The 18,590-nt window shown below is 52.8% G+C and carries 21 protein-coding genes; 2 read left to right on the top strand and 19 right to left on the bottom strand.

The window, feature by feature from the left end; translation table 11 throughout:
• Positions 1–3 precede the first annotated feature (3 nt).
• From EVJ24_RS05560 to prsW, 19 genes are all read right to left on the bottom strand, one after another.
• Positions 4–1,275: a tetratricopeptide repeat protein gene (locus tag EVJ24_RS05560; protein ID WP_131440186.1), complete on the bottom strand. Its 1,272-nt coding sequence runs from the start codon at positions 1,273–1,275 to the stop codon at positions 4–6.
• 35 nt (positions 1,276–1,310) lie between these two features.
• Positions 1,311–2,561: a 3-phosphoshikimate 1-carboxyvinyltransferase gene (aroA, locus tag EVJ24_RS05565; protein WP_131440188.1), complete on the bottom strand. Its 1,251-nt coding sequence runs from the start codon at positions 2,559–2,561 to the stop codon at positions 1,311–1,313.
• Entirely contained in the window at positions 2,561–3,610 is a 1,050-nt protein-coding gene (locus tag EVJ24_RS05570; protein WP_131440190.1) for a 3-dehydroquinate synthase, read from the bottom strand. The genes aroA and EVJ24_RS05570 overlap by 1 nt, the downstream gene beginning before the upstream one ends.
• Positions 3,604–4,767, bottom strand: a complete 1,164-nt coding sequence (gene aroC, locus EVJ24_RS05575; protein WP_131440192.1) for a chorismate synthase — start codon at positions 4,765–4,767, stop codon at positions 3,604–3,606. The genes EVJ24_RS05570 and aroC overlap by 7 nt, the downstream gene beginning before the upstream one ends.
• A gap of 10 nt (positions 4,768–4,777) precedes the next feature.
• Entirely contained in the window at positions 4,778–5,557 is a 780-nt protein-coding gene (locus EVJ24_RS05580) for a CheR family methyltransferase (RefSeq protein WP_131440427.1), read from the bottom strand.
• A 116-nt stretch (positions 5,558–5,673) separates the two neighbouring features.
• Positions 5,674–6,090, bottom strand: a complete 417-nt coding sequence (gene ndk / locus EVJ24_RS05585; RefSeq protein WP_070327431.1) for a nucleoside-diphosphate kinase — start codon at positions 6,088–6,090, stop codon at positions 5,674–5,676.
• Positions 6,091–6,181: 91 nt separating this feature from the next.
• A complete protein-coding gene (locus EVJ24_RS05590; protein WP_131440194.1) occupies positions 6,182–7,144 on the bottom strand; it encodes a polyprenyl synthetase family protein in 963 nt (320 codons plus the stop codon).
• 3 nt (positions 7,145–7,147) lie between these two features.
• On the bottom strand, positions 7,148–7,849 hold the full coding sequence (locus tag EVJ24_RS05595; protein ID WP_035386712.1) for a demethylmenaquinone methyltransferase: 702 nt from the start codon (positions 7,847–7,849) through the stop codon (positions 7,148–7,150).
• Positions 7,850–7,869: 20 nt separating this feature from the next.
• Positions 7,870–8,442, bottom strand: a complete 573-nt coding sequence (locus EVJ24_RS05600) for a heptaprenyl diphosphate synthase component 1 (protein ID WP_071399652.1) — start codon at positions 8,440–8,442, stop codon at positions 7,870–7,872.
• Positions 8,443–8,569: 127 nt separating this feature from the next.
• Positions 8,570–8,845, bottom strand: coding sequence for an HU family DNA-binding protein (locus tag EVJ24_RS05605; protein WP_198010937.1), 276 nt, complete (start codon positions 8,843–8,845; stop codon positions 8,570–8,572).
• 107 nt (positions 8,846–8,952) lie between these two features.
• Positions 8,953–9,654 carry a hypothetical protein gene (locus EVJ24_RS05610; protein WP_201740355.1) on the bottom strand — a complete coding sequence of 234 codons (702 nt, stop codon included), beginning with the start codon at positions 9,652–9,654 and terminating at the stop codon, positions 8,953–8,955.
• 12 nt (positions 9,655–9,666) lie between these two features.
• A complete protein-coding gene (locus EVJ24_RS05615; RefSeq protein ID WP_233589594.1) occupies positions 9,667–9,846 on the bottom strand; it encodes a DUF2768 domain-containing protein in 180 nt (59 codons plus the stop codon).
• Positions 9,847–9,962: 116 nt separating this feature from the next.
• Positions 9,963–10,991 (bottom strand): NAD(P)H-dependent glycerol-3-phosphate dehydrogenase, encoded by a 1,029-nt coding sequence (locus EVJ24_RS05620; RefSeq protein WP_131440198.1) that lies wholly within the window; start codon positions 10,989–10,991, stop codon positions 9,963–9,965.
• Between the two features lie 17 nt (positions 10,992–11,008).
• Complete coding sequence (gene der, locus EVJ24_RS05625; RefSeq protein WP_035386714.1) at positions 11,009–12,319, bottom strand: ribosome biogenesis GTPase Der; 1,311 nt, start codon at positions 12,317–12,319, stop codon at positions 11,009–11,011.
• A gap of 129 nt (positions 12,320–12,448) precedes the next feature.
• Positions 12,449–13,597, bottom strand: coding sequence for a 30S ribosomal protein S1 (gene rpsA / locus EVJ24_RS05630; protein WP_070327437.1), 1,149 nt, complete (start codon positions 13,595–13,597; stop codon positions 12,449–12,451).
• Positions 13,598–13,738: 141 nt separating this feature from the next.
• Positions 13,739–14,362 (bottom strand): lysophospholipid acyltransferase family protein, encoded by a 624-nt coding sequence (locus EVJ24_RS05635; RefSeq protein WP_131440200.1) that lies wholly within the window; start codon positions 14,360–14,362, stop codon positions 13,739–13,741.
• The gene (gene cmk, locus EVJ24_RS05640) at positions 14,359–15,036 is read right to left on the bottom strand and encodes a (d)CMP kinase (protein ID WP_131440202.1); all 678 of its coding nucleotides are present in this window, start codon (positions 15,034–15,036) and stop codon (positions 14,359–14,361) included. The genes EVJ24_RS05635 and cmk overlap by 4 nt, the downstream gene beginning before the upstream one ends.
• Before the next feature lie 74 nt (positions 15,037–15,110).
• Positions 15,111–15,776 carry a flagellar brake protein gene (locus EVJ24_RS05645; protein WP_070327440.1) on the bottom strand — a complete coding sequence of 222 codons (666 nt, stop codon included), beginning with the start codon at positions 15,774–15,776 and terminating at the stop codon, positions 15,111–15,113.
• Positions 15,777–15,795: 19 nt separating this feature from the next.
• Positions 15,796–16,452, bottom strand: a complete 657-nt coding sequence (gene prsW / locus EVJ24_RS05650; RefSeq protein ID WP_071399648.1) for a glutamic-type intramembrane protease PrsW — start codon at positions 16,450–16,452, stop codon at positions 15,796–15,798.
• Between the two features lie 108 nt (positions 16,453–16,560).
• Between prsW and EVJ24_RS05655 the strand changes: the two genes are divergently transcribed.
• Together EVJ24_RS05655 and EVJ24_RS05660 are read left to right on the top strand one after the other, a co-directional pair.
• Positions 16,561–17,532 (top strand): asparaginase, encoded by a 972-nt coding sequence (locus EVJ24_RS05655; RefSeq protein ID WP_070327442.1) that lies wholly within the window; start codon positions 16,561–16,563, stop codon positions 17,530–17,532.
• 28 nt (positions 17,533–17,560) lie between these two features.
• Positions 17,561–18,571, top strand: a complete 1,011-nt coding sequence (locus EVJ24_RS05660; RefSeq protein WP_131440204.1) for a YpdA family putative bacillithiol disulfide reductase — start codon at positions 17,561–17,563, stop codon at positions 18,569–18,571.
• Positions 18,572–18,590: the final 19 nt, after the last annotated feature.

An 18,590-nucleotide genomic window follows, 5' to 3' on the forward strand; every position in this document is an offset into this window, starting at 1 on the left:
TGATTAATCGCGATCCGTCAACAAGTCGATCCGCTCTTCGAGAATTTGGCGGTCGATCATATCCACGGTGAGCGCAAGCGTTTGCTCGAGCACACGTTGCGCCTTGTCACGCTGTCCTTCTTCTATCAATAGTGTAGCCCATTCAGTCGAAAATGACACGTCCTCTTTATAAACTTGTTCGATCGAGGTGTATAGATCGACGGCCTGCTCATAGTCCTCGAGTTCATAGGCGGCTTTCGCCTTGTACCACGTCATGAGCGTCGACGTCGAGTGCTCCTCGAGCGCATCGATCGTCTCGAGTACGGCTTCCATGTCTCCCGCTTCGAACAAGATTGACAACAGCAGTTCGGTCGCTTGAAGCGATTCCGGATTCAAGGCGAGCGCTTCGCGGAGCTCATTGACCGCTTCGTCTGTGCGGCCTTGCTTCAAGAACAGCTTCGCTTTGACGGTGCGCAGCTCATCGTTATAGTCGTCACGGTCGATCCCTTGATCGATCACTTCAAGCGCTTCATCGATGCGACCGAGTTCCTCGAGCGCTTCCGTATACGGCAAATAAAGCGATGTGAAGTCAGGGTCCATCAAGCGGAGCTCTTCAAACTGTTTGATGGCGACCTCATCACGTCCGATGCGGTGGGCCGTCATCGCATGTCCGAACACGGTGTTCAGATTGCGGTTCTCTGTCTTCTCGAATTCATCGAGCGCTTCTTCAAACGAGCCGATCATCGTCAGTGCTTCGGCGTAATCGGCTTGATAATCGAGCTCTTCGGGTAATCGCAAGTGCGGTAAGCGCGCATAGAGCGGTACCGCCTGTTCAAATGAACCGATTGAGGCGTATAATTCGGCCAGTCCATAGACGAGAAGCGGCTCGTCCGGATTCGCCTGTAACGCTTCCATCAATTTCTTGACCGCGACTTCGTCAAGTCCTTGCGACTGATACAAATCAGCTAACAAGACGAGACTTCTCATGTGCGCCTCTTTGTCGCTCGCATCGATCGTTTCAAGGACGGCGATCGCTTCTTCTTCCCGATCGCTGTCGAGATATGCTTCAGCGAGCGACAGCGCCACGTGCGGATTGCCCGCATAGTCGACATACAGCGCTGCTAGTAAATTCACAGCCCGGTCGGCAAGGCCCAGTTCGAGATATAGGTCGGCAATCGCCAACCGATCTTCGTCCGAGCCTTCTGTCTCAAGCGCTTCAAGGTGCGCCAAGGCGTGCTCGGTCTCACCTTTTTCGAGCATCTCGATTATATGGTTTAATACTGATTCGTCTAACATAATTAATTTCCTCCTACCACTTTCAGGTATTGCCGTTATTCTATCTCACGACCGAGCCGTTGTAAATCGTCACGAAAATGAGGGTAACTGATTTCAGAGGCTTCGATCCCGTCGATGACGACGGGTTCGTCGATCAGTAAAGCCGCCACTTGCAGCATCATCGATAGACGATGGTCCGCATGTGAGGACACATGACCAGCCTGAAGCCGGCTCGGGAAAACGCTGAACCCGTCTTCGGTCTCACGGATATCGACACCGAGCGCCGAGAGCTCGCTCGCGACCGTCTTGATCCGATCGGTCTCTTTCACACGCAGTTCACCCGCATCCTTTACGACTGACGGGCTCGACGCCTGCGACGCGACGAGAGCGAAGAGCGGGAGTTCATCGATTTGCCGTGGGATGGCCTCGCCTTCGAGCGTCACCCCTTGAAGTTCGCTCGTCGTCACCGTCACATCTCCGACCGTCTCTTCCCCGAGTGGTCGTAGCCGAGTGATCTCGACGGTCGCTCCCATGCGCTCAAGTGTTCGTAAAAAGCCGATTCTCGTCTCGTTCAAACAGACGTCGGTCGTCGTCACGCGGCTGTTTGGGACGATGGCGGCCCCAGCCCAGAAGAAAGCAGCCGATGACGGGTCGGCTGGCACGTCGACCGTCGCCCCGTCGAGGTGACTTGGCGATAGCCGGATCGTCCGCACGCCATCTTCGTTCGTGATCTCGACTCGTCCACCAAACAGCGGAAGCATCCGTTCCGTATGGTCGCGTGACAGCATCGGTTCCCGGACAATCGTCGGCCCGTCAGCACGAAGACCGGCCAATAGGATAGCCGACTTCACTTGCGCGCTCGCGACCGGTAACGTGTAATCGATCCCGCTCAAGCGCCGCCCCTTGATCCGAACAGGGGCGAATTCGCCGTCGATGTCGGCCCCCATCTGTCGAAGCGGTTCAGTGATGCGACGCATCGGCCGTTTCGAGAGTGAGTCGTCTCCGACGAGCGTGAACTCACCCGAGTACCCGGAGACGAGACCCGAGAGCAGGCGCATCGTCGTCCCCGAATTCCCGCAGTCAAGCGTGGCCGGAACGACTGACGCGACACCTTCGATCCGGAGCCGCTCATCGAGTTCTTCGACGCTTGCCCCAAGACTCCGGGCCGCATCGATCGTCGAACGGCAATCTGCCCCAAGGAGCGGATTCATGACGACCGTCTCCCCGCTCGCTATCGCGCCGAATAAGATCGCGCGGTGCGTGATCGACTTATCACTCGGTACGCGAATCAATCCATTCAACCCCATCAGAACCATCCTTTCAACTGTATGTATGCTTCAGCAAGCCGCTCGGACGGCACCGTTTCAACGGTAGCCGCTTCACCGAGCAACACGAAACGGACTTGTCCATCCCGATTTTTCTTATCGAGCCCCATCACCGTCAAATACGTCTCGAACGGTTTCCATTCAACCGGGCTGACGCGGCGCGCCCGCATCCAAGCGGCGAGCTTACTGGCCCGATCCCTGTCTCCTCCGACGAGAAAGGCGTATACCATACCGTACAGCACCGCCTCCCCGTGCGACAGCCGATACCGTTCGACCGACTCTAAAGCGTGCCCGAACGTATGACCAAAATTGAGCCACGCCCGGACACCATGTTCCCGTTCGTCTGCCTCGACAACGACACGTTTCACTTCAATCCCGCGCGCAAGCCACAATTCCCAGTCCAGCGTACCACCTGACAACGCCTGAAACAGTTCGTCCTCGAATGAAGCAGCGAGGACGTAACGTGACAAGTAAGCATGTTTAATCAACTCACCGAGTCCGCTCAAGACGTCACGATTGTTCAACGTCTCGAGACGGGACACGTTATAATGCACACCGATCGGTTGATAAAACGCACCGATCGCATTTTTAGACAATGGGTGGTTGACGGCGACTTTGCCGCCGATCGCTGAATCATGGGCGAGTACAGTCGTCGGTACTTGTATGTAACGGACCCCTCGCATATACACACTCGCGAGAAAACCGGCCAAATCTCCGATCATGCCCCCGCCAAAAGCGACGACGAGCGTGTCGCGGTCACACCGTGCGGTCAACCCGTCTGTCACGAGTTTTTCAACGGTCTCGAGTGATTTCGAGCCGTCACCCGGCGTGACGACCGACCAAACGATCTGCGGATGGATGCCGGCTAGACGTTGTTTGAACACCTTACCGTGTAGCGCATCCACCGTCCGGTCTGTAATGACCCATACCGTCGAGCAGGCCGGGAAATAATCTACGCGGTCCAACCAGGCGTCGCTGTGTTCAATCGACACGTCATAAGGGACTGATGCGTCAACATGAATCGTCACCACGACCGGATTTCCTCACGATACGACTCGACCCGCGACTGAATTCGTTTGACGGTGTCGTGTCCGAACGTCTCACACAACTCACGAGCGAGTTCGAACGCGACGACCGCCTCGACGACGAGTGACGCAGCCGGGACAGCACAAGCGTCACTTCGTTCGATTTGAGCGAGGAACGGCTGTTTCGTATCGATATCGACCGATTGCAGCGGTTTGTAGAGCGTCGGAATCGGCTTCATGACGGCACTGCAGACGATCGGCATCCCGGTCGTCATCCCTCCTTCAAAACCGCCTAAATGGTTGCTCAGTCTCGTATACCCGGACTCGTCATAGGCGATCGGGTCCATCACTTCCGATCCTGGACGGTACGCCATGTCAAATCCATCGCCAAAGGCAACCCCTTTGATGGCGTTGACGCTCATGACGGCGCGAGCGATGGCCGCATCGAGCTTGCGATCATATTGGACGTAAGAACCCAACCCTGGTATGACGCCATGCACTTCGGTGCAGACGACGCCGCCAAGTGAATCTCCGGCCGCTTTCGCTTCATCAATCAAACGCATCATCGCTTCACCGGACGTTTCGTCAGTCGTGCGTACGGGTGACGCCTCGATGACGGTCCGTAGTTCTTCGAGTGCTGGGTAGTGCTTCGGCGCGGACTCGATGCCGCCGATCACTTTCACATAGCTGACGAGCGTCATGCCGACTGCGTCGAGCAACTGTTTGCTGAGCGCACCGACAGCGACGCGGGCCGCCGTCTCCCGGGCACTCGAACGTTCGAGCACATCCCGAAGGTCTCGGTGGTCATACTTGAGACCGCCGACAAGGTCAGCATGTCCCGGACGAGGCCGCACGACCCGGCGCTTGATTTCAAACTCGTCGTCGACCGGCTCTGCCTGCATGACGTTCCGCCAATGCGCATGGTCTTTGTTTTCAATCCAAAACGAAACAGGGGCTCCGGTCGTCATCCCATGACGAACCCCAGCCCTCACCTCGATTTTGTCTGATTCAATTTGCATTCGGCGTCCACGGCCATAGCCCGACTGACGTTTCGCCAACTCGCCGTTGATTGCCTCGACGTCGACGCTTAAGCCGGCCGGGACTCCTTCGATGATGACGGTCAATCCCGGTCCGTGTGACTCTCCGGCTGTCAAATAACGCATATGCGTCACCTCACTCCTCAAATTTTTCGTAGAAGAAACTTTGTTTCATCTTGTATCCGTAACGCTTCGGCTGGAAGATTTGTTCAGTCCCTCCGACGAAGAGGACCCCACCCGGACGAAGCGAGCGGTGGAACGACTTGTACACTTTCTCTTTCGCCTCTTCCGTAAAGTAAATCAAAACGTTTCTACAGACGATCAAGTCAAAGTTACGTTCGTAGACGTCAGCGAGCAAGTTGTGCTTTTTGAACGTCACGAGTTTTTTAATCTCGTCCGAGACAAAATAATCGTCATCTCGACGGGTGAAATAACGATCTCGAAACTCAGGCGGCAAATCGACGAGCGCCCGTTCATGATACTTCCCTTGTTTCGCTTTTTCGATCACCAAGTCATCTAGGTCAGTCGCTGTGATCGTGAACTGGGCGGGTGACAAATGCTTCGACAATAACATCGCAAGTGAATACGGTTCTTCTCCCGTCGAACAAGCCGCGCTCCAGACCCGGAGTTTCCCTTGGCTTCTACGAATGAGCTCAGGCAACACGTCCGTCTCGAGCTGTTGCCAGCGGACCGGGTTTCGATAAAACTCACTGACGTTGATCGTCATCCGGTCTAAAAATTCGTCGTACAAACCTCGGTCTGACTCCATCGCTTTAAAATACTCGATAAATGTGGCGTAGCCCTTCTTCTCGCGGAGCGCGACCATTCGTCTTTTCATTTGTGCTTCTTTGTATAAATTCAAGTCGATTCCAGACTTTACATAAAACTTTTTTACGAAGATCGCATAATCATTTATCACCAGTTCTAACCTCAATTCTTTCTCTTATCCTAGATCATGTCGTGTCCGAACATACGAAAGCGCTTTAATGCAAATAGAAAAAGGGACAGGAGGCCCCGTCCCTTTTATCGTCATCAAACGTGTGATGTTTCAGTGGCGAACCAGAGCGATAATTCTCTCTCGGCACTTTCCACGCTGTCTGAACCATGGATGACGTTTTGTGACATTGTCGAGGCCAAGTCGCCACGAATCGTTCCCGGCTGCGCGTCGAGTGGGTTCGTCTTGCCAATCATCAACCGAGACACGGCGACGACGTTCTCGCCTTCCCACTCCATCGCGACGACCGGACCTGACGTCAAGAATGCGACGAGTTCTCCAAAGAACGGTTTTTCCTTATGTTCCGCATAGTGCGATTCTGCAACCTCAACTGACGGCGTCAGCATTTCGAGACGGTTCAACGTGTACCCTTTGTTCTCGAAACGTGTGATGATTTCCCCAATCAAACCACGCTTCACCCCGTCAGGTTTTACCATTAAAAATGTCTTTTCCATACCCCTAGTCCCCCTAAATCAATATGTGTACCATGTACTTTATCAGTTTACACGGTCATCTTCATTTTTGAAAGGGTTTACAAGGTGTGAACTACCATTTTCGTTTGCCGATATATTCGGCAATCTCAATCAACGACCGTTTGTCTTGAATATCCGGCAGTGAATCGAGTCGCTGAATCGCCCGATTCACGTAACGGTCGATCGTGCGTTGACTTCGTTCAAGCGTACCGTTCCGTTGCACTTCGCGGACGAGCGTCCGGGTCATCTCATCGTTCGAGGCGTTCGTGACTTGCTGCAACCGCTCATAAAACACAGGATCTTCTGATGAATAGAAGAGCGGCAATGTTTTATGCCCATGCTTCAAATCTTCACCGACGGGCTTACCAAGTTGAAAACTCTTCGCCGTGAAATCGAGCAAGTCATCCGTCATCTGAAACGCCATCCCGATATCATAGCCGAACAACCGAAGTTGTTTGACGACGTCAGGTGACGCCCCGGAGACGACGGCCCCGGCCGCGCAACTCGTCTCGATCAAGAGTGCCGTCTTCCGGGCGATCCGGTCCAAGTATCGTTTCGGGGATTGCGCCCAGTCATATTGGTCTTGAATTTGATTGATCTCGCCGATACAGATCAGTTCCATCGTCTCCGCCATGATTTGCATCACTTCCGGGGAATCGACTTCGGAAACGAGCCGAATCGCTTCCCCGAACAACGTATTACCGGTATACATGGCGACGCTCTCGTCATAACGTTCCATCACGGTTGGTTTTCCGCGGCGCAGTGTCGCGTCATCGATCACATCATCGTGAACGAGCGACGCCATATGAATCAGCTCGAGGCTCGCCGCAACTTTCGTCAGACGAATATCATTTCCAGTTCCAAATCCGGCACTGAGCAATACGAACGCCGGACGGATCCGCTTCCCCCCGGCATCTAGCAATTGTTTCGATGCGGCTTCGATCACCGGATGTTCCGTGTGGACCCGCGTCGACAAAAACCGATCAATCTGTTCGATTTCTCGGTTCATGTGGCGATAAAGTCGCTTTAAAGACATCGTTCACCACTTCTTTCCTAGGTGCATGGCGCACGCACCACCGGAAAACGCCTTGACTTCGACTTGCTCGAACCCGGCCTCTTCAAACATGCGCTTTAACGTCAACCGGTCAGGGAACTGATCCGTCGATTCTTGCAGCCACTTGTATTGATCATACGACCCGGCAAACACTTTGCCGAATAGCGGCATGACTGATCCAAAGTAAAATTTATAGAGTCCGCTGAATAGTGGTGCCGTCGGTTGGCTCGTCTCGAGACAGACCACGGTCCCGCCCGGTTTTAAGACGCGGTGCATCTCCCGGAGGACCGTCATATAATCCGGTACGTTCCGAAGGCCAAACCCGATTGTCACATAGTCGAATGAATGATCTCCGAACGGCAACTCCATCGCGTTCCCGTGAATGAGTTCGATCATCGGATAATCAGCCACTTTCTCGTGTCCGACAGCGAGCATATTTTCAGAAAAATCGAGTCCTTTGACGACCCCGGTGTTTCCGGCCGCCTCAGCGAGTTGAATCGTCCAATCGGCCGTCCCGCAGCAAACGTCCAAACATTTTGCGCCGGGGAACACTTGCATGCGCCGCATTGTCGCTCTGCGCCACCATTTATGCAGACGGAAACTGATGATCGAGTTCATCGTATCGTAGCTTGGCGAGATCGTTTGAAATACTTCATATACTTTTTGCTCTTTCTCTTTCGGTTGCAACACGTAACACCCTTTCCGTTCTAAGCGACAGCATGCGCGAGTAGTGTCGATAGCTGTTCTCTTTTTTCTTGGCGCAGTTCTGTTGCCTTCTGTTCGATGATTTCTTTCCCGTACGATGTCAAATAAGATTGACCTAGCAGTTCGGAAAACGTTTTGATTAATCCGAAGTTCGCTTCCATCCACGTCACAACAGCGACGTCCGTCCCTAAGGCGAGTGTGCACTTCGCACCGTTCACAAGCTGCACGGTTCGGCCGAAACGGTTGCTATAGTCCGCTGGAAACATCGCCAATATTTTATAAAATTGAGCCGAGGCGTAATCTCCGGCGAGCACTTTAAGTTGCCGTTCAAGGGACCCGTTCGGGCACTCCTTCACTTGATCGTGCAGCTCGAGTGCTTGATGGGCAAAATAAGTCGCGAGCACGAGCTGTCGATGTTGATGCGATTCGAGTTCAATCATGTCGATCATCCAACGAAGTAAAGGCATGTCGACTGCGGGTACAATCTCGTGTCTCGTCAAATACGGATGAGTCATACGTTGTTCGATTTGACGAGCAAGGTCGGTGACAACGCTTTCGTTTGTCAACTGTTCCATGCTATCCCCCCTCGTCCTCTTCGTTGTCATTCTGACATAGTATAGCACATTTTTGTCACATTCACGCCATGTGAACTTGCTTTCAACTACAAAAAAAGCCGCCTCTCGGCGACTTATGTATTGCTCATTATTTGACCGCATCTTTAAGCGCTTTACCTGCTTTGAAGGCAGGAACTTTGCTTGCAGGGATTTCGATATCTTCTTTCGTACGTGGGTTGCGACCTTTACGGGCAGCACGTTCACGAACTTCAAAAGTACCAAAACCGATCAATTGAATTTTCTCACCGCTTTGGAGTGCTTCAGTGATTGATTCAAACGTTGCTTCTACGATTTTCGTTGCGTCTTTTTTAGACACATCTGCTTTCTCGACAACTGCGTTGATCAATTCAGTTTTGTTCATCACGATTCACCTCCTCTCACAGAGAGTTTACGGGATTAATCATATCGTACAAACGTTGATATGACAACATTTTTTAAGCGAAAAGGTCATAAGCGGACACCTTGCTCGACTCAATTGTTTAAAAACTCGACCTCACCTTGGTCATTAATCGTATACCCTTGCGAATAAGCCGGGGCGAATGGTGCGTCATCGTAGAGCAAATAACGAATATCCTCCCCTACTTTCGGCTCGGCATCCGTGTTCTCGAGCGCGGCTTCGATGTCAGCCCGGTAATCGACGAACAATTGACCAGTCCCATCCACATAGATCGGCAACTCATTTTCCGTGTATGGGCTCGGGATGAACGGTTCTTCGGAGACGAAAACGAGGTCGTAATCGATCGTAAACTGATTCTTGCCGAGCGATCCTTTGAACGGATATTTCCCTTCTTTGACTCGGAACGAATTGATGTTCGTCTGCAGTTGTTGGAGGCGCTCGGTCACCCGCAAGTCAATCAGTTTGACCGTCGGCTCTGTCTCGGCGTCGACAAGGACGTACAAGAACAAGCCGCCCCCTTCAAAGCTGTTTGCCGGCGGATCTGCCAAATAACCAGGGACGAGGCGGCTAAACTCAATCGGGTAACGTTCCATCAGCGGCGTCTCGGCCGGCTTTGTTTTGATCGGTAAGACACCGGTCGTCTCTTTGAACGAGTCGACCGCCGTCTGGACCGATTGCAACTGGTCCTCATAAGGGACGTTGTCGACCCGATTTGTTTCCGGGAACATACATCCGGCGAGCAGCGTCGCCGTCACCAAACTGACGGCTAAAAACATTCGTTTCACGGTTTACCCTCCTGTCGGTCCAGAAGCGACCACATAAATCATAATGATCGTTCCGAATAGAAAAATCACGAATGCGACGACTCGAATGAGCACCGCAAACCAGCCTGAAAGTTTCGTGTGGCTGACTGCCACCATGAGCGCAGCGACGGCAAACGCCCCAATCCCCGCAAATGAAATCCACATCTTGATGAGTGACGGTGTCACGTCTATCCCCTCGACTTTCTCTATAAATCTTACTCCGTAGTTTAGTGTAGCAAAAAAAACAAAGGAACTGAACGAAAACGTCAGTTCCTTTGCTGTTATTCGCCCTCGAAATGGAAAACTTCTTCCATTTCATGTTTTTGTGGGCGTCTCATCAACTTTTTCACTTCATCATGCGGACTTTTTCCTTCGAACAGCACGTTGTAGAGCGCTTCCGTGATCGGCATGTCGACGCCGGCTTCGCGGGCAAGTGTATGCGCCGCCTCACAGGCACGCACACCTTCGACGACCATACCCATCTGATCGAGTACGTCTTCAAGCTTCTCCCCACGTCCGATGGCGTTACCAGCTCGCCAGTTTCGGCTGTGCTGTGACGTCGCGGTCACGATCAAATCACCGATTCCGGTCAAGCCCGAGAACGAGGCCGGGTTGGCGCCGAGTTTGACACCGAGCCGAGCGATCTCGACGATGCCGCGCGTCATGAGGGCAGCTTTCGCATTGTCGCCGTATCCGAGCCCGTCGGTCATCCCGGCGGCAAGGGCGATAATGTTTTTAAGCGCGCCCCCGTATTCCGCCCCGATGACGTCAGAGTTCAAATAAACTCGGAACTGATCGTTCGTGAGCAGTTCTTGAATCTCATCAGCGACAAATAAATCCTCACACGCGATGGTGATCGTCGTCGGTTTGCGGACGGCCACTTCCTCGGCGTGAGTCGGACCCGTCAATACACCGATAGCTCGACGTTTTGACGGATCGATCTCTTCAGCGATGATCTCAGACAACCGCTTATGCGTCTTCGGTTCGATCCCTTTTGCGGCATGAACGATTGTGACCGGTTCCGTGAGCAAATCGTTCACTTCACGGGAAACCGGACGAATCGCCGAGCTCGGGACGACGAGGAAAATGATCGAGCAATTTAGAACCGCCTCTTTCAAATCGGTCGTTGCCCGGATCGACGCCGGAAGCGGCACATCTTTCAAGTAAGTCGAATTCGTATGCGACGTGTTGATCTCATGGACGTGATCTTCCTCACGTCCGTAGAGCACGACGTCGTGTCCATTGTCAGCGAGGACGAGCGATAATGCCGTTCCCCAGCTTCCTGCACCAATGACAGCTACTTTTGCCATGTGAGGCACCCCCATTACTAGTTTTTCTGACGAGCCACGATGTGAATCGGTGTACCAGTAAAGTCAAACGCGCGGCGAATCTGGTTATCTAGATAACGTTTGTACGAGAAGTGAAGCAACTCAGGATCGTTGACGAACAACACGAACGTCGGTGGCTCGATCGCCACTTGCGTCGCATAGTTGATCTTGAGTCGTTGTCCTTTGTCCGTTGGTGTCGGGTTCATCGCGACCGCGTCGACGATGACATCGTTCAACACGCTCGTCGAAATACGCTGACGGTGTGATTCGGCAACTTGATTGATGACAGGAAGAAGCGTTTGCAACCGCTTCGACGTGAGTGCCGATAAGAATACGATTGGCGCGTAGTCGAGGAATAGGAATTCCTTGCGGATCTTCTCTTCCATCTTCTTCATCGTCTTGTCGTCTTTCTCGACAGCGTCCCATTTGTTGACGACGAGCACGATCGCTTTCCCTGCTTCGTGGGCAAGTCCTGCGACGCGTTTGTCTTGCTCGATGATGCCTTCTTCACCGTCGATGACGACGAGGACGACGTTCGAGCGTTCAATCGCCTTTTGGGCACGCATGACACTATAACGTTCCGTCGATTCGTACACTTTGCCGCGCTTACGCATACCGGCCGTATCGATGATGACGTACTCTTGGCCGTCACGAGTGAACGGTGTATCGATCGCATCGCGCGTCGTTCCGGCGATTGCCGAGACGATAACACGTTCTTCACCGAGAATCGCGTTCGTCAAACTCGATTTCCCGACGTTCGGGCGTCCGATGAGCGAGAACTGAATGACATCTTCGTTGTATTCGTAATCGTCTTTGTCCGGCGCGAGTTCGAGGACACGATCTAACAGATCGCCAAGACCGAGTCCGTGTGTTCCCGAGATCGGGAACGGGTCGCCAAACCCGAGCGAGTAGAACTCATACATGAGTTCACGCATCTCGAAGTTATCGACTTTGTTGACGGCAAGCACGATCGGCTTGTTCGAACGGAACAACAAGTTCGCGACTTCTTCATCCGCTGCCGTGATCCCTTCACGACCGTTTACCATGAAGACGATGACGTCCGCCTCATCGATCGCGAGTTCGGCTTGATGACGCATCTGAACGAGAAGCGGCTCATCGCCGACCTCGATCCCGCCTGTGTCGATCAAATGAAACTTTCGGTTCAACCACTCACCCGTACCGTAAATACGGTCGCGTGTAACTCCCGGTTTGTCATCGACGATCGATACGCGATCACCGATGATCCGGTTGAAAATCGTGGATTTCCCAATATTCGGGCGGCCTACGATGGCCACTGCTGGAATTCCCATATAAACACCTCTTTAACTTTCATTCAAAAAATTATCGTTCCTATTTGCAACTGTACAATTATAGCACAGTCGAATATTAGTGACCATACAAAAAGAAGCGGGAGTATGACTCCCGCTTGAACGACCGTCTTATTTAGAATCGTCCGAGGCGTTTTCACCTGTCAGTTCAGATACAGAGAATCCGCCTTGATCGCTATATTCGTCAAGCAAAGACTGTTCTTCATCATCACGTGAACCGTCTTCTGATTCGAGTGCACGCATCGACAATGAGATTTTCTTCTCATCGAGATGGACGTCGAGTACTTTCACTTTCACTTCTTGTCCTTCAGACAAGACTTCAGATGGCGTCGCGATGTGTCGGTTCGCAATCTGAGAAATGTGGAGCAACCCTTCGACTTGTGGCGCGACTTCGACGAACGCACCAAACGTGACGATACGTTTGACTTTCCCCGCGATCACGTCCCCAGGTTGAATCTTGCCTTCAACCGATTCCCACGGTCCCGGTTGCGTCTCTTTGATCGACAATTTCACTTTTTCATTGTCGAGGTCAAGACCAAGTACTTTCACTTTCACTTTGTCACCTTCTGTGACGACATCACTCGGTTTTTCAACACGACTATGAGCCATCTCAGAAATGTGAACGAGACCGTCGACGCCGCCGATATCGACGAACGCACCAAAGTCAGTTAGACGTTGGACGGTTCCTTCGATAATTTGACCGACTTCAAGCGATTCAAGCGTTTCCGCCTTCTTCGCACTCATCTCTGCCTCTGCCACCGCTTTATGCGACAAGATGACGCGATTTTTTTCGCGGTCCATCTCGACGACTTTAACCGTAATCGGCTTATGCAAGTATGATGAGAAATCTTCGACGAAGTGGTTTTCTACGAGTGAAGCCGGAATAAAGCCGCGGATGCCGATATCGACGACAAGACCGCCTTTGACCTTATCTTTCACCATGACTTCAAATACTTCACCCGATTCGAATTTTTCAACGATTTGATCCCAAGCTGCCTCGGCATCTACGTCTTTCTTCGATACGACAACCTCTTCATCCGTGACCTTTTTCACTTTGACACGGATTTCGTCGTTGACATGGAGTGATTCGTTTAAATCGTCTAAATGCATGCTTGATACTTCGCTGATTGGCAAAATCGCCTCGGTTTTGTAACCGATATCAATTAACGCTTGCTTGTCCTCGATTTTGACGACGATACCGGTCACGATTTGACCTCGATTAATTTCAAAATCAGGCATATCTTTCATTTCTTCGACCATTCCAACACTACCCCCTCACGATGAGTACAAAAAGGAGCGCCCTAAGGCGCTTAACACCTAGTATAAACTTCTTATAATTCGACAGATTTGTCAAGGTGTTATCAGGTTTGTTCCTCTGATTGCAACAGATTAAACCTGAAATTAACGAACGTTCTGTGAATGGGTCATGTACAGTTCGGCGATTGTCGCCATGATCAAATCGGCTGCGGTTTGGGCACTCGCTTTGTCCGATTTCAGCTGCGAGAAATCGATCGGCTCGCCGATGACGACCTTCAACTTCGAACGGAACTTGTATTTACCGATAATTGCGATCGGAAGGACGGCAGCGTCTGAACGGAGGGCGAAAAAACCGACACCGGCCTGCGCCTTACCGAGCGATCCATCTTTCGAACGGGTCCCTTCCGGAAAGATCGAGATGACCTCGTCCTCTTTCAACTTCTGAAGAACAGTACGCAGCGCTTGGCGGTCTCCTTCCCCGCGTGACACCGGGATTTGCCCGGAGCGTGTCAAAATCCGTTTTAAAACCGGGACATCGAACAGCTCTTTTTTTGCAAAAAAACGAATTGGCCGTTGCTTCGGCATGGCACTGGCCAACAAGACCGGGTCCCAGTTCGACTGATGGTTCGAACAGACGATGATCGAGCCGTCCTCAGGTACATTCTCACGACCGACATATTCGACGCGGAAGCTGAGCAGGCGCATGATTCGAACGACGCCGACCGTTAACCGATACATCCCGAACGGACCGTTGTTGAGCGGCCTCATCGTCCGACCACCTGTTCCATGAGCTGTTCAACAGCCGTGACGACACCATCGATCGACAAATCGGTCGTGTCGAGGAAGTGGGCGTCATCCGCTTGACGGAGTGGAGCGACGACGCGCTCCGAGTCCCGCTTATCACGCAAGGCGATCTCTTGTTTCAATTGTTCGAAATCGCTCGGGAGACCTTTTGACACGTTCTCCTCGTGGCGACGACGGGCACGTTCTTCGACGGTCGCGGTCATGAACACTTTCAAGTCCGCCTCAGGCAATACGTGCGTCCCGATGTCACGACCGTCCATGACGATGCCGCCGTCCCGAGCCAAGTCCCGTTGTAAATCCATAAGTGCGTCCCGGACCTCGGGCTGTCTTGCGACAAAGCTGACGTTGTTCGTCACTTCACTCGTCCGAATGACTTCGGTCACTTCCTCGTCGCCGTCAAACACGCGTTGCCCGCTCTCGCTCGGGACGAGACGTAACTCCATCTTGCCGATCATCTCAGCGAGGGCGGGGCCGTCTTCTAATCCGACGTGTTGCTCGAGCGCGCGATATGTGACAGCCCGGTAGATTGCCCCGGTATCGATGTACACGTAACCTAACTTTTTAGCGAGCGTTTTAGCGATCGTGCTCTTGCCGGCTCCTGCCGGCCCATCTAATGCGATTTGTAGCGGTTTAGTCATAAAAATTGGGTATCGGCTCATTCCGATACCCACCTCCTCTCGGTCGTTTGTTCCGAGAACATCATACCAGTTTTTTAACGTGAAGAAAATACGGAGCCGGTCCGTTTTCTGGCTTCGAGCTGGGCCCGGAAACAATAACGTAAAATCGTCTCCTGGTCACGAGGCGTCAAATCCTCAAAACAAAGTGACAGCTCGTGTTTTACGGCCTGCTCTTGAACCCGGACGAGACGGCTCTTGACGCGGAACGTCTGAGGCGTCCCTCGCTCGTCCTCGATCCGGAATACGACGATGACCGACTCATCGACGTCGACCGGCGAACGGTTTGCCACGACACGCATCCCGCCGGCCGACACGTCTAGTGACGTCGTCTCGAATGACGGAAACGCTTCGCCGTCTGCCGCGAGCACCGTCACGTTGATCATCTCCGGCACGCGCAAGTACTCGCGACGTTGGACGCGCTTGATTTTCTTCTCATCCGGCAAGTTAAACGCATAGCGAAGCGTCAGCTGGGCGTCACTGATCCGTTTCGTGACGACTGAATCGAAAGCGTACAGTTGATCTTCGCCTTTGAAAAAGTACAAACGCATCGGTTCATCCTCATGCAAAAAAAACGTCTTTAGCGTCGCAATCTCGCTCGGAGATTCGATCCAGACGACACCGCCGTTAATGGCAGCAATTTTCGTCTTCCCTTCGTTTCTCCCTTCAACTTCAACTCGTAACTCTTGACCAACTTTTAACATGAACCCGTTCCCCTTTTATCTATTTGTATTGACGACGATTTGATCGATTTGCAGTGCGGACGAGCAAGAGTGCGACCATCCATAGAATGACGATATAGAGGACGGCCGGCATCTTATTCGTCGATTCAACGAGTAAGATATAGTCAAACATTCCGTGTAGTAACGTTGCCGACATGACAGCGGTGAACAGCCAAAACCGTTCATGCGCGGAATGTTTGGCCCGACCGAGACAAAAGCCCATCGCCACGGCGAAGAGCGCATGGCCACTCACCGGCAAGACGGCTCGCCAAATCGCAATCTCGAGCGAGTCATAAACCCACAAGTATAGAAAATTCTCCAACGTGGCAAAGCCAAGTGAACAGGCGACCGCATAGAGAATCCCGTCGTAGTAATCATCAAAAACTTTATGTATGTATATTGTATAATAGATCATGAACCATTTAAAAAATTCTTCTAATAGAGCGGTGGCAACGAATGCTTGCCAAAACGGGCCGACAAGGACCCCTTCTTCCACAAACGCATATTGGACGAACATGATCGGAAAGACAAGAATGGCACCGGCGACAAACGAACGAATCACATAGCCGAGCGGTTCCGCTTCCAACTCATGCCGTAAATAGAAGTAGGAAAGAAGGGCGAATCCTGGCGCAACCGCAGACAAGGCGATTGCAATCATGATGCATCTCTCCTTTCTATCGTTAAGCATACACTGAATAAGCCGAAAGAAAAAGTAGCTAACGCCTAGAAAATGGAAGAAAAGGACAAAAAAAGTTGGAGGTCGACTATGAATCATCTATTACTCATCCATACCGGCGGCACGATCGCGATGTCGCAGACCGGTTCGGGCCACGTCTCACCAAGTGAGGTCAATCCGATTGACGCGACGTTGCCGAAAGCGACCGACATCGCAAAAATTACGACGAAGCACTTCTCAAACATTCCGTCTCCTCATATGACGCCCGAGAAGATGCTCGAGCTCGCCCAGTTCATCGCGCAGCAGTTGACGCAAGACACGTATGACGGCGTCGTCATCACCCATGGGACCGACACGCTCGAGGAGACGGCGTACTTCCTGCAGATCACGCTCGGTGCCCCCGTGCCGATCGTCTTGACGGGAGCGATGCGCTCGTCGAACGAGATCGGATCGGACGGCGAGTTCAATCTCATCACGGCGCTCCGGGTCGCAAGGAGCGAAGCCGCACGGGGCAAAGGGGTGCTCGTCGTCTTCAACGGCGAGATCCACTCGGCGTTCAACGTCACGAAGACACACACCTCTTCCGTCGACACGTTCAAATCGGTCCACTTCGGAAACGTCGGGATGGTGACGAAGGACCACGTCCTCATCTACAGCCAACCGACAACGAGACAGCCGAAGATGATTCCAGCGATCACGAAACGGGTCGCCGTGTTGAAAGTTGTCGCCGGCATGGAACCTGACTTGCTAGAAGCCGTGCTCGACCTCGGCTATGACGGGCTCGTCCTCGAAGTGCTCGGTCAAGGAAACGTTCCACCGTCGATCGTCCCGGCACTCGAACGACTCGTCGACCACATCCCGGTCGTCATCGTCAGCCGCTGTTTTAACGGTATCGTTCAAGACGTGTACGGGTATGAGGGCGGCGGTAAACAACTGAAAGAGATGGGCATCATCTTCTCGAACGGTCTCAATTCGCAAAAAGCACGGCTCCGTCTTCTCGTCGAGCTCGAATCAGGCTCGTCGCAACCGGTCATGGAACACAGCTTCAGCTTCCAGCAGTGACTTGCCATCTCAGCCTTCGTTCCATACAATGAGGGATGAGGTGATTTCATTGGACAAACACGCGATCATTGTCGGCGCCGGCCCGTGCGGCCTGTCGGCGGCAATCGAATTAGAACGGGTCGGTATCTCGTGCACGATCATCGAACGAGGCAACATCGTCGATGCGATTTACCGCTATCCGACCCATCAAACGTTTTTCTCATCAGCCACTTTGCTTGAAATCGGGGATATCCCGTTCATCTGTAAAGACTTAAAACCACATCGCCAAGACGCGCTCGTCTATTATCGTGAAGTCGTGAGCCGAACCGGGCTTGTCGTCAAACCGTTCGAGACGGTCGAATCGGTCGACCGTCGTGCCGACAAATTCATCGTCCGGTCCCGTCACGACCGCCACGGCGTCACAGAACGCCTTGCCGACTTCGTCGTTCTCGCGACCGGGTATTACGGACGGCCCCGCAAGTTAGACGTCCCGGGAGAAGAACTCCCGCACGTGACCCATTATTTTAAAGAAGCACATCCGTTTTATCGGCAACACGTCACCGTCATCGGCGGAAAGAACTCGGCGGTCGATGCGGCCATCGAACTCGAGAAAGCCGGGGCATACGTCACGGTGCTCTACCGCGGTGACGGGTATAGCCCATCGGTCAAACCATGGGTACTACCCGCTTTCGACTCCCTCGTTCGTCACGAAAAAGTACGTCTTGAGCTCGAGGCCGAGATCATTCGCATCGAACAGGACCATGTCGTCTATCGACAACATGGCGAAGAGAAACGGGTCGCAACGGACCACGTCCTCGCCATGACCGGTTACTTGCCTGACCACGGGCTGTTCTCGGCAGCCGGTGTGCTCGTCGACGACGAGACCGGCATCCCGCAGTTTGACGAGGCGACGTATGAGACGAACGTCGATAACCTGTTCATCGCCGGCGTCGTCGCGGCCGGGAACGATGCCAATAAAATCTTCATCGAAAACGGCCGTTTTCACGGTCAAGCGATCGCCGAAGCGCTTCGGGAGCGTATCGGTGTCACATTGTCATAAACTTGTTCAACTAAAATGA

It is taken from the genome of Exiguobacterium sp. SH1S21, from assembly GCF_004337175.1.
GTDB classification, from domain to species: domain Bacteria; phylum Bacillota; class Bacilli; order Exiguobacteriales; family Exiguobacteriaceae; genus Exiguobacterium; species Exiguobacterium aurantiacum_A.

Excerpts from the sequence above, each read along its gene's own strand:
- EVJ24_RS05560 (WP_131440186.1), bottom strand. The coding sequence starts at position 1,275 with ATGTTAGACGAATCAGTATTAAACCATATAATCGAGATGCTCGAAAAA.
- aroA (WP_131440188.1), bottom strand. The coding sequence starts at position 2,561 with ATGGGGTTGAATGGATTGATTCGCGTACCGAGTGATAAGTCGATCACG.
- aroC (WP_131440192.1), bottom strand. The coding sequence starts at position 4,767 with ATGCGTTATTTGACAGCCGGAGAGTCACACGGACCGGGATTGACCGTC.
- ndk (WP_070327431.1), bottom strand. The coding sequence starts at position 6,090 with ATGGAAAAGACATTTTTAATGGTAAAACCTGACGGGGTGAAGCGTGGT.
- EVJ24_RS05590 (WP_131440194.1), bottom strand. The coding sequence starts at position 7,144 with ATGTCTTTAAAGCGACTTTATCGCCACATGAACCGAGAAATCGAACAG.
- EVJ24_RS05600 (WP_071399652.1), bottom strand. The coding sequence starts at position 8,442 with ATGGAACAGTTGACAAACGAAAGCGTTGTCACCGACCTTGCTCGTCAA.
- EVJ24_RS05610 (WP_201740355.1), bottom strand. The coding sequence starts at position 9,654 with ATGTTTTTAGCCGTCAGTTTGGTGACGGCGACGCTGCTCGCCGGATGT.
- EVJ24_RS05615 (WP_233589594.1), bottom strand. The coding sequence starts at position 9,846 with ATGTGGATTTCATTTGCGGGGATTGGGGCGTTTGCCGTCGCTGCGCTC.
- EVJ24_RS05620 (WP_131440198.1), bottom strand. The coding sequence starts at position 10,991 with ATGGCAAAAGTAGCTGTCATTGGTGCAGGAAGCTGGGGAACGGCATTA.
- der (WP_035386714.1), bottom strand. The coding sequence starts at position 12,319 with ATGGGAATTCCAGCAGTGGCCATCGTAGGCCGCCCGAATATTGGGAAA.
- rpsA (WP_070327437.1), bottom strand. The coding sequence starts at position 13,597 with ATGGTCGAAGAAATGAAAGATATGCCTGATTTTGAAATTAATCGAGGT.
- EVJ24_RS05635 (WP_131440200.1), bottom strand. The coding sequence starts at position 14,362 with ATGAGGCCGCTCAACAACGGTCCGTTCGGGATGTATCGGTTAACGGTC.
- cmk (WP_131440202.1), bottom strand. The coding sequence starts at position 15,036 with ATGACTAAACCGCTACAAATCGCATTAGATGGGCCGGCAGGAGCCGGC.
- EVJ24_RS05645 (WP_070327440.1), bottom strand. The coding sequence starts at position 15,776 with ATGTTAAAAGTTGGTCAAGAGTTACGAGTTGAAGTTGAAGGGAGAAAC.
- prsW (WP_071399648.1), bottom strand. The coding sequence starts at position 16,452 with ATGATTGCAATCGCCTTGTCTGCGGTTGCGCCAGGATTCGCCCTTCTT.
- EVJ24_RS05655 (WP_070327442.1), top strand. The coding sequence starts at position 16,561 with ATGAATCATCTATTACTCATCCATACCGGCGGCACGATCGCGATGTCG.
- EVJ24_RS05660 (WP_131440204.1), top strand. The coding sequence starts at position 17,561 with ATGAGGGATGAGGTGATTTCATTGGACAAACACGCGATCATTGTCGGC.